This is a genomic window from Ruegeria sp. YTSC325 (genome assembly GCF_059609525.1).
The window spans coordinates 118,557-128,177 of the sequence record NZ_JBXWLY010000014.1; the positions used below are offsets into that span (position 1 = coordinate 118,557).

Genomic DNA, 9,621 nt, shown 5'->3' on the forward strand with positions numbered 1-9,621 from the left:
CCATAGGATAGACGATGCTGACCCTCGACCAACTGAGTGAACTGAAGAATCTGGTCGTTGAGCGACACGAAGATGGCGTCTGGATTGTGCGACTGAACCGCCCGAACAAACGCAACGCGTTGGATATTGCCACGATTGATGAACTGGTTGACCTGTTCAGCAGCGCGCCTCGACTTGGCGCCGCGGCGATTGTCCTGAAGGGTGAAGGCGATCACTTTTGCGCTGGCCTCGATCTGGTCGAGCACCATCAGGCCGATCGCAGTCCTGCTGATTTCATGCATGTCTGCCTGCGTTGGCATGAAGCGTTCAATAAAATGGAATATGGCGGCGTTCCCGTGATCGCCGCCCTTACTGGCGCTGTTGTGGGCGGCGGATTGGAATTGGCCAGTGCGGCGCATATCCGTGTCGCCGACGCCAGCACCTATTTCGCTCTACCCGAGGGCCAGCGTGGGCTGTTCACCGGCGGAGGGGCCACTATTCGGGTGGCTGATCTTGTTGGCAAGGCCCGCATGGTCGACATGATGCTGACGGGCCGCGTTTATCAGGGGCAGGAGGCAGTTGAAATCGGCCTAGCGCAATACCGTGTCGAGGGGTCCAGCTTTGACAAAGCGTTGGACCTTGCGCGCCGCGCGGCTGAGAACCTGCCGTTGACCAACTTTGCCATCTGCTCTGCGATCAGCCACATGCAGAACATGTCTCCTTTGGACGCGGCCTATGCCGAATCGGTCGTTGCCGGCGTGGTGAATACTCAAACTGATGCCCGCGCGCGACTTGAGGCGTTTGCCAACAAGACGGCCGCGCGTATTCGACCCGACAGTTAGTTCATCGAGAGTCCCCTTTGGGCGCTGAGGGAGTCGTAATCTACTCGTTTTCCGGAGAATTAATTTATTAAAAACAACTTATTATACGTTTCCGGTCGGTGATATATTAACGCTGCTTATATCACTTGGTATGATTAGTCATTGGATTTGTTTTGTTTGGATTTGGCAGATTGAGGTCAACCCAAGGAGGAGGCATCCATGACGACGACTGCAATCGGCCACTATATCAATGGCGAGGTTTATGGTGGTGCGCGCACCAACACTCAGGACGTGTTCAACCCGGCGACGGGGGCTCTGACGGGGCAGGTTGATCTGGCCTCGGTTGGGGATGTGGACAAGGCGGTTGCGGCGGCCAAGGCGGCGTTTCCGGCGTGGTCGAACATGCCTCCGATCCGCCGCGCGCGGTTGATGAACAAGTTTCTGAACCTGCTGAACGAGCACAAGGACGAGCTGGCCCGCGCCATCACTGCCGAGCATGGCAAGGTTTTCACCGACGCCCGCGGCGAGGTTGAGCGCGGCATCGATATCGTCGAGTTCGCCTGCGGTATCCCGCAGCTGCTCAAGGGCGATTTCACCGATCAGGTTTCGACCGGCATCGACAACTGGACCCTGCGCCAGCCGCTGGGCGTGGTGGCGGGTGTGACCCCGTTCAACTTCCCGGTGATGGTGCCGATGTGGATGTTCCCGGTCGCCATCGCGGCAGGCAACACCTTTGTCCTGAAGCCCTCGCCGACTGACCCGACTCCGTCGCTGATGTATGCCGAGCTGATGAAAGAGGCCGGCTTCCCCGATGGCGTTTTCAACGTGGTGCAGGGCGACAAGGTGGCCGTGGACGCGCTGCTGGAGCACCCCGACGTGCAGGCGATTTCCTTCGTCGGTTCGACCCCGATTGCGAATTACATCTACGAGACCGGCGCCCGTCACGGCAAGCGCGTGCAGGCGTTGGGTGGGGCCAAGAACCACATGCTGGTGATGCCCGATGCCGATCTGGACAAGGCCGTCGATGCGCTGATGGGCGCGGCTTATGGCTCGGCCGGCGAGCGCTGCATGGCGATCTCGGTGGCCACGCTGGTAGGCGACGTGGCCGACAAGATCGTGCCGATGATCGCGGAGCGTCTGAAAAGCCTCAAGGTCAAGAACGGGGTCGAGATGGATGCCGAGATGGGTCCGATCGTCACCAAGGCGGCGCATGAGCGGATCACCGGCTACATTGCCAAAGGTGTCGAAGAAGGCGCTGATCTGGTGGTCGATGGCCGTGGCTACACGGTTGAGGGTCACGAGGATGGCTATTGGATGGGCGGCACGCTGTTCGACAATGTGACCAAGGACATGACGATCTACAAAGAGGAAATCTTTGGCCCGGTTCTGTCCTGCATCCGCGTCGACAGCTTTGCCGAGGGTGTACAGCTGATCAACGACCACGAGTTCGGCAACGGCGTCAGCATCTTCACCCGCGACGGCAACGCCGCGCGCGAGTTCGGGCGTCAGATTCAGGTGGGCATGGTTGGTGTGAACGTGCCGATCCCAGTGCCGATGGCCTGGCACGGTTTTGGCGGCTGGAAGAAGAGCCTGTTCGGCGACACCCACGCCTATGGCGAAGAGGGCGTCCGCTTCTACACCAAGCAGAAGTCCATCATGCAGCGCTGGCCTGAAAGCATCTCAAAAGGCGCTGAGTTCACTATGCCCGTCGCGCGCTGAGATCGGAGCACTGACCATGGAAACCTTTGACTATATCGTCGTGGGGGCCGGCACCGCCGGCTGCCTGCTGGCCAATCGTCTCAGCAAGGATCCGTCGAAACGTGTCCTGCTGCTGGAAGCTGGTAAGAAAGACAATTACCCGTGGATTCACATCCCCGTCGGGTATCTGTACTGCATTGGCAACCCCCGCACCGACTGGTTGTACCAGACCGAGCCCGACAAGGGCCTGAACGGTCGAACGCTGCGCTATCCACGTGGCAAGACGCTGGGAGGCTGCTCGTCGATCAACGGCATGATCTACATGCGGGGTCAAGCGCGTGACTTTGACAATTGGGCAAAGCTGAGCGGCGAAGAGGATTGGAGCTGGCAGAACTCTTTGCTCGACTTCAAGGCGCATGAAAACCACTACAAGCTGGATGGCGGGGCGGACCCGGCGACTGGCGACAACAGCCGCTTTTCTGACCTGCATGGCCATGGCGGCGAGTGGCGCGTTGAAAAGCAGCGCCTGCAATGGGACGTGCTGGATTCCTTTGCTAAGGCCGCAAATGAGGCGGGCATTGAATCGACCGACGATTTCAACTCGGGCGACAATGCCGGGGTAGGTTACTTTGACGTTAACCAGAAGTCGGGCTGGCGCTGGAATACCTCGAAAGGGTTCCTGCGTCCGGCGAAGGACCGTCAGAACCTGACCATCTGGACCGAAGCGCAGGTCGAGCGTCTGACCTTTGACACCACTGATGACGGCGCGATCCGCTGTTCCGGTGCAATTGTCCGCCGTGCGGGCCAGCCGGTGACCGTCAAGGCGCAGGCCGAGGTCATTCTGTCCGCCGGGGCTATCAACTCGCCGCAGATTCTGCAGCTGTCGGGCATCGGGGATGGTGAATTCCTGAAATCGCAGGGCATCGACGTGGTGCTGGACGCGCCCGCCGTGGGTGAGAACCTGCAGGATCACCTGCAGATCCGCGCCGTGTTCAAAGTGGACGGGGCCAAAACCCTGAACACCCTGGCCAACAGCCTGGTGGGCAAGGCCAAGATCGGCCTGCAATATGCGCTGCAGCGCTCGGGCCCGATGAGCATGTCGCCCAGCCAGCTGGGTGCCTTCACCCGGTCGGACCCCAGCCGCACCCATGCCAATCTGGAATATCATGTCCAGCCGCTGAGCCTTGAGGCCTTTGGCGAAGACCTGCATGATTTCCCGGCGATCACGGTCAGTGTGTGCAACCTGAACCCCACCAGCCGTGGCCATGTGCGCATCCGGTCGGGCAAATATACCGACGCACCGATGATCGCGCCAAACTATCTGGACACCGAGGATGACCGCAAGGTCGCCGCTGACAGCCTGCGTCAGGTGCGTGAAATTATGGCGAAACCGGCCATGAAGCGCTATAACCCGCAGGAATGGAAACCGGGGACCCAGTACCAGTCCGATGAGGAACTGGCCAAGCTGGCGGGCGATATCGCCAACACAATCTTCCACCCCGTCGGCACCGCCAAGATGGGCAGCGCGGATGATCCGACGGCCGTGGTTGACCCTCAGCTCAAGGTCAAGGGGATCAAGGGATTGCGCGTGGTCGATGCCTCGATCATGCCCGAGATCACTAGCGGCAATACCAACGCTCCGACCCTGATGATCGCGGAAAAGGCGGCGCGGTGGATTCAGGCGGGCCGCTAACGCGGCGATCAGAAAAATCTGGCCTCGGGTTCATGGGCGGACCCGGGGCTTTTCACGTCATATCGGGCTGCGGGTCCGACATTTTGCAGGGATAATGCACATGACACGTCACACGTCCACGGAGCTGCCGCTTGCCGGTGTCAAGGTGATCGATTTTGGTCAATATATCGCTGGCCCGGCCGTTGCCATGGTGCTGGCCGATTTCGGCGCGACCGTGATCCGGGTGGAAATCCCCGGTGGTCCGCTGTGGGAGAGCCCGGCCAATGCGACGCTGAACCGCAACAAACAGATTGTGACGCTGGACCTGAAAACCGACGAAGGTATGGATCAGGTCCGCCAGTTGATCGCCGAGGCTGATATTTTGGTCGAAAGCTTCCGTCCTGGCACCATGACCCGCATGGGTCTGGAGTTCGCCGAGATGCGCAAAGCCCGCCCTGAACTGATCACTCTGTCGATCCCCGGTTTTGCCTCGAATGACGAGCTGCGCCGCGAATGGCGGGCCTATGAAAGCGTCATCGCCGCGTCTTCGGGCGTGTTCACCGATATGGGCCTGAACCGGGTGCTGATGGGGATCAACCCCTCCTTTTCGCCGCTGCCGCTGGCTTCGGCCTATGGCACGATGCTGGCCGCGTCTTCGGTGGTGCTGGCGCTGCAATCGCGCAAGCGTACCGGGTACGGCGACCAGATCGAGGTGCCGCTGGCCTCGGCCGTGATGGAAGGGCTCAGCTACAACTCGATCAAGATCGAGGACTATCCCGACCGCTATAAGACCCAGCGCGAGCTTGAGATCGAGCGGCGCCGAGTCGAAGGTCTGCCGATGAATGTCAGCTACGAAGACCTGCAGGAATTGCTGGACCCGTTCTACCGGTCCTACAAGTGTAAAGACGGGCGGATGTTCTATGTGGTCTGCCCTAGCCACAAGGACCACGCCAAGCGCTGCCTCAAGAAGCTTGGCATCTATGATGAGCTGGTCGAGGAAGGGCTGACCGAGGAAGAAGACACCTATCTGCCCATGTCCGAGTGGAAGAACGACGTTTCGCTGGGCGTTTATCCCCTGCCAAAGGAATGGGCCGACAAGATCGCCGAGCGGATGAAAGAGGTGTTCCTGACACGGACCTCAAAGGAATGGGAGCGGATTTTCGGCCGCGGCAAATTCCCCGGCGCGCCTCAGCGCTGGTTGCAGGAGTGGATTCACGATGATCACGCCGAAACCGCCGGTCTGATGGTCGAGGTCGAAGACCCCGAGTTTGGCACCATGATCCAGCCCGGCCCGATGGTCTGGCTTGAGGAAAGCGGCGAAGAAATGCTCGAACCGCGCGGCCGGGAATGGGTGGATTTCGACACGGCTCTGGCCTCGTTGCGCGCGCATGAAACCGCGGTGCCCGACCCGGTGCCTGAAGAAGAGAAAACCGGCTGGCTGGACGGCGTCCGCATTCTGGACCTGTGCAACGTGATTGCCGGGCCGCATTCCGTGTCCTATCTGGCCCGTTTCGGGGCCGAGGTGATCAAGCTGGACCCGGCCAAGCCGTTTTATGACTGCTGGAACACGGTGATTTTCAGCCTGACACATGGTTCGGGCAAACGCTCGGTTCTGGCGGATATGAAATCGCCCGAAGGTCGCGAGATCTTTGAGAAACTGGTGAAATCCGTCGATGTCATCGTCTGGAACGCAACCGACGCGCAGGTGCAGTCGATGGGTCTGGACCGCGAAAACCTAGCGAAACTGAACCCTGATGCGATCTTCTGTAAGATGGATTGCTTTGGCGGCGTCCGCCGGGGCCCGCGGTCGAACTATCTGGGCTATGACGATCTGGTGCAGGCCACCACAGGCATCATGCTGCGCTTTGGCGGCTCGATGGAGACGCCCGAGGAACACGCGCATGTGGGCACCATTGACGTCATGTGCGGCTTTGGCGGCTCGCTTGGTGTGGCGACGGCGCTGTACCAAAAGCTTAAAACCGGTCAGGTCGGGCGTCCGCGCACCTCGCTGGCGGCGCTCAGCGGTCTGGCGCAGATCCCCTACTGCTATGACCATGAACGCCGGGGGCTGTTTGACGAACCGGCGGGCCGTGAGTTCAACGGCTATGACGCGCTGACGCGCTTTTACTACACCTCGTCCGACCGTTTCATCCTGCTGAGCGCCTATGAACACGATGTGCCCCGTCTGGCTTCGGTCGAGGGTCTGGAAGGGTTAGAAGAGGTCGCCCCCGAGGATCGCGACGCCTTTTTGGCCAACGCCTTTTATCAGGCTCGCGCCAGCGACTGGGCGGAACGTCTGCAGGCGGCGGATGTGGGCGGAACGATCTGCGAAAACATCGAATCGCTGCGCTATTACAACGCGCGGCCCGCGGATGGCACGCCGGGGATCGACCGGGGCAGCTATTCCTTCTCGGTGCGCGAAGATCACCCCAGCGGCCACACGGTCACGCAGCTGGACCCTTTGCCATCCGCCCTGTGCGCGGAACGGTCTATGCGCTGGACCCGGCCGAGAAATTCGGCACGTCCACGCGGGCGGTTCTGCAGGAGCTGGGCTATGACGACGCAGCCATTGACGGAATGTTAAACGATGGCACGGTCAGCGAGAGCTGGAGCAGGGAATACCTGCCCAGTTAATAAAAAGACCTAAGCGGTATCTTGATCCCAAGGTGCCGCTTAGGTTCGCGCGCCGATGTTCGGTTATTCCTTAGCGTCACTGACCGGTGATCGTCTATCGAACGAAAACCATAACCCAAACCATGGATGCTGAAGGTTCCGTTCATGTCTGGGACTGCTCTTGTTTTTGGAGGAACCGGACTTGTCGGCAGAGCACTGGTCGACTTGCCAATACGTGACGAACGCTGGGAACGCGTTGTTTGTGTCGATCGCAAGCCAATTAAGTACGAAGGACATAAGGTTGTCCAGGTTCTGGCGGACAAGGGTTCTATCGAAGCGGTCGCCGCGAGCCTTTGTGCGGACACAGTGTTTTGTTGCCTTGGAACAACTCAGAAAGTGGCCGGGAGTCGTGAGGCATTCCGCGAGATCGACCATGACTATGTCCTGCAATGCGCCCGAATTGCGTATCGAAAGGGGGCCACGCGGTTTCTTTTAGTGTCTTCAATGGGAGCAAGGATCGGGTCTACCAGTTACTATGCAAATGTCAAAGGCGAGACAGAACGTGACCTCGCTAGGATTGGGTATCCTTCTGTCGATATACTTAGACCATCTTTGTTGCTGGGTGATCGCTAGGACCATCGGTTCAAAGAAAAATGGGCCGGTCGCATTATGCCTCACTTTAATTTTCTTCTATGTGGTCCACTCAAAAAATATCGACCCATCAAGACCAGCCAGGTCGCGCGGGCAGTGGGTACAATCGCCCATACCGCCGCGAACGGAGTCACCGTGTACACCAGTGACAAGCTAGAAAGTATCTGAAGCCTGTGTCAGCTCGCAGCCATTTTCAACATCTGCCGCGTGTTTATCAGCGCCGCGTCGAAGGCGTCTTGCTCGCGTGAGATTTTGACCATGATGCTCGCGCCGACCCAAAGAGCGTACAGATTGGCGGCGGCATCTTCACTGGACGATGGAGGCCGCAGCGAACCATCTTCCCTTCCAGTTTCGATTACATTTGCAAGGCGCGAGATAATGCCGTCCGTTCCTTGCTTTAACGCATGACGCATGGTCTCTGAGAAGTCTGAAACCTCTGCTCCCAATTTGACGGCCAGGCATCTGCCCTGACAGTCGTTAAGCCTCTGGTGTTCGCGCCAGTTGGCAAAATAGAGCATGAGTTTTTCGCCCGGCGTGAGCCCTTGCATGCCAAACATCTCGTCCATTTCGGCATGATAGGCATCAAAGTAATCGTCTAATACGGCGGCGCCGAATGCGTCCTTAGACGCAAAGAAATGATAGAATGACCCCTTGGGAACGCCGGCTGACTTCAGGATTTCGGCAAGCCCTACGGCGCTGAAACCTTTTTGGCCGATCAGGGTCTGGCCCGCTGCAACGATATTAGACCGTGTGTTCATGTGTTTACTTCAGGCGAATTTGATTTCACTAGACGAACAGTCTAATATTAATCTTCTCTGTTCGCAATATCTCAGTTGAGCACAAAATATTCTTTGCCAGTATGGTTGGGGCCAGAAAGATATGACTAAACGACCGGTCTAATACAGGATAGTTGAAGTGCTCACCGACCTTACCCTGTGGCGACTCACTCCTCTCGTTGCTGCAGGCCAAGGAAGGGCGGACACACATATAAGCAACATTTATGGATCATAATCATGAAAATCCTGATGGTTCTCACATCGCATGACAAACTCGGTGATACCGGGCTGAAAACCGGGTTTTGGCTCGAAGAGCTGGCGGCTCCTTATTACGTTTTCAAAAACGCAGGAGCTCAGATCACACTGGCGTCTCCCAAGGGCGGATTGCCGCCTCTTGACCCCAAAAGCGCAGATGAAGGTTTCCAGACAGATGCCACACGGGCATTTGAGGCAGATGCAGAGGCAATGGCTCAATTGGCGACGACTGAAAAGTTGGCGGACGTCAATGCAGAAGACTATGACGCGCTCTTCTATCCTGGCGGCCACGGCCCATTGTGGGATCTCGCCGAAGACGCGAAGTCGATTGCCCTGATCGAAGCCTTCCATGGTGCTGGTAAACCTGTGTCGTTGGTTTGCCATGCCCCCGGCGTCTTGAAAAACGTCAAAGGCTGTCCGTCGTCAGGGATTTTGGGACAGATGGCGGCGTGAGCTAAGAGAGGGTCTGGCTCATCTGGTTCATGTGATTATGCGGCGGATTTGCGGTGAAGCAAGCGTCGCGTTTCGATGGTCTTTCGTTTGATCCTTTCTCGTTGATTTAGAATGGTCTGCCCGCGTCCGAAGTAGACATCGGCCGGGGTGAGGTTTTGTAGGCTCTCGTGATAGCGTCGATGGTTGTAATGATTGACAGATTGGTGCTGATGACTATTTGCACAAACCCGTCAACCTGCGCGAATTATTGGTGCGGACAAAGAACATACTGCACAGGGTCGCAATGCCGGCCGTTCCTCATTCGGAACAGGATGAGGTGCTCGAGTTCAACGGGCTTACTCTTGATCGCGGCGCACGCACGTTGACAGCAACAAATGGAGAAGACGTTCACCTCACGCGAGGCGAGTTTGAACTGCTCAGCTATCTCGCCCAACGCCCCAAGCGCGTGCTGCTACGAGATCAGTTGCTGGACTGTCTATCAGGTCGCGACTGGCAACCCTTTGATCGCACCGTAGATGTGATAATTGGACGGCTGCGGAACAAAATTGAAGTGAACTCAAAAGCGCCCGAAATTCTGGTGACCGTTCACGGGGTAGGTTACGTGTTCATGGGGGCTTAGCCATTAGCCTACCGCGAAACGCGGAAAGGCGCCCGTTTGGGCGCCTTTTTTTGTGTTTTATGTGCCTTGGATCAGTCGATCATG

7 protein-coding genes and 2 pseudogenes are annotated in these 9,621 nt (G+C 58.0%); 7 read left to right on the top strand and 2 right to left on the bottom strand.

What is annotated here, in order from left to right; translation table 11 throughout:
- The first annotated feature begins 14 nt into the window (after window positions 1-14).
- The 5 genes from AC2FF7_RS18035 (at window position 15) to AC2FF7_RS18055 (ending at window position 7,416) form a co-directional block, all read left to right on the top strand.
- On the top strand, window positions 15-821 hold the full coding sequence (locus AC2FF7_RS18035) for a crotonase/enoyl-CoA hydratase family protein (protein WP_496906084.1): 807 nt from the start codon (window positions 15-17) through the stop codon (window positions 819-821).
- A 198-nt stretch (window positions 822-1,019) separates the two neighbouring features.
- A complete protein-coding gene (locus tag AC2FF7_RS18040; RefSeq protein ID WP_496906085.1) occupies window positions 1,020-2,519 on the top strand; it encodes a CoA-acylating methylmalonate-semialdehyde dehydrogenase in 1,500 nt (499 codons plus the stop codon).
- A 16-nt stretch (window positions 2,520-2,535) separates the two neighbouring features.
- Complete coding sequence (locus tag AC2FF7_RS18045) at window positions 2,536-4,191, top strand: GMC family oxidoreductase (RefSeq protein ID WP_480869776.1); 1,656 nt, start codon at window positions 2,536-2,538, stop codon at window positions 4,189-4,191.
- Between the two features lie 100 nt (window positions 4,192-4,291).
- The gene (locus tag AC2FF7_RS18050; protein WP_496906086.1) at window positions 4,292-6,754 is read left to right on the top strand and encodes a CoA transferase; all 2,463 of its coding nucleotides are present in this window, start codon (window positions 4,292-4,294) and stop codon (window positions 6,752-6,754) included.
- A gap of 194 nt (window positions 6,755-6,948) precedes the next feature.
- Window positions 6,949-7,416: an NAD-dependent epimerase/dehydratase family protein gene (locus AC2FF7_RS18055; protein ID WP_496906087.1), complete on the top strand. Its 468-nt coding sequence runs from the start codon at window positions 6,949-6,951 to the stop codon at window positions 7,414-7,416.
- 194 nt (window positions 7,417-7,610) lie between these two features.
- On the opposite strand, the gene AC2FF7_RS18060 is transcribed toward AC2FF7_RS18055, so the two are convergent.
- Window positions 7,611-8,192, bottom strand: coding sequence for a TetR/AcrR family transcriptional regulator (locus AC2FF7_RS18060; RefSeq protein ID WP_480869770.1), 582 nt, complete (start codon window positions 8,190-8,192; stop codon window positions 7,611-7,613).
- Between the two features lie 255 nt (window positions 8,193-8,447).
- Here AC2FF7_RS18060 and AC2FF7_RS18065 point away from each other — a divergent pair.
- Window positions 8,448-8,879 (top strand): annotated as a pseudogene (locus tag AC2FF7_RS18065) (type 1 glutamine amidotransferase domain-containing protein); the annotation flags it as partial.
- Window positions 8,880-8,953: 74 nt separating this feature from the next.
- Here the strand turns inward: AC2FF7_RS18065 and AC2FF7_RS18070 are convergent.
- Window positions 8,954-9,115 (bottom strand): annotated as a pseudogene (locus AC2FF7_RS18070) (IS3 family transposase); the annotation flags it as partial.
- A gap of 86 nt (window positions 9,116-9,201) precedes the next feature.
- Here AC2FF7_RS18070 and AC2FF7_RS18075 point away from each other — a divergent pair.
- Window positions 9,202-9,537 carry a winged helix-turn-helix domain-containing protein gene (locus tag AC2FF7_RS18075; protein ID WP_496906088.1) on the top strand — a complete coding sequence of 112 codons (336 nt, stop codon included), beginning with the start codon at window positions 9,202-9,204 and terminating at the stop codon, window positions 9,535-9,537.
- The last annotated feature ends 84 nt before the right edge of the window (window positions 9,538-9,621 follow it).

What these genes read in the sequence shown, in the direction of transcription:
- AC2FF7_RS18035 (WP_496906084.1), top strand. Translation starts at nt 15, where the DNA reads ATGCTGACCCTCGACCAACTGAGTGAACTGAAGAATCTGGTCGTTGAG.
- AC2FF7_RS18040 (WP_496906085.1), top strand. Translation starts at nt 1,020, where the DNA reads ATGACGACGACTGCAATCGGCCACTATATCAATGGCGAGGTTTATGGT.
- AC2FF7_RS18045 (WP_480869776.1), top strand. Translation starts at nt 2,536, where the DNA reads ATGGAAACCTTTGACTATATCGTCGTGGGGGCCGGCACCGCCGGCTGC.
- AC2FF7_RS18050 (WP_496906086.1), top strand. Translation starts at nt 4,292, where the DNA reads ATGACACGTCACACGTCCACGGAGCTGCCGCTTGCCGGTGTCAAGGTG.
- AC2FF7_RS18055 (WP_496906087.1), top strand. Translation starts at nt 6,949, where the DNA reads ATGTCTGGGACTGCTCTTGTTTTTGGAGGAACCGGACTTGTCGGCAGA.
- AC2FF7_RS18060 (WP_480869770.1), bottom strand. Translation starts at nt 8,192, where the DNA reads ATGAACACACGGTCTAATATCGTTGCAGCGGGCCAGACCCTGATCGGC.
- AC2FF7_RS18075 (WP_496906088.1), top strand. Translation starts at nt 9,202, where the DNA reads ATGCCGGCCGTTCCTCATTCGGAACAGGATGAGGTGCTCGAGTTCAAC.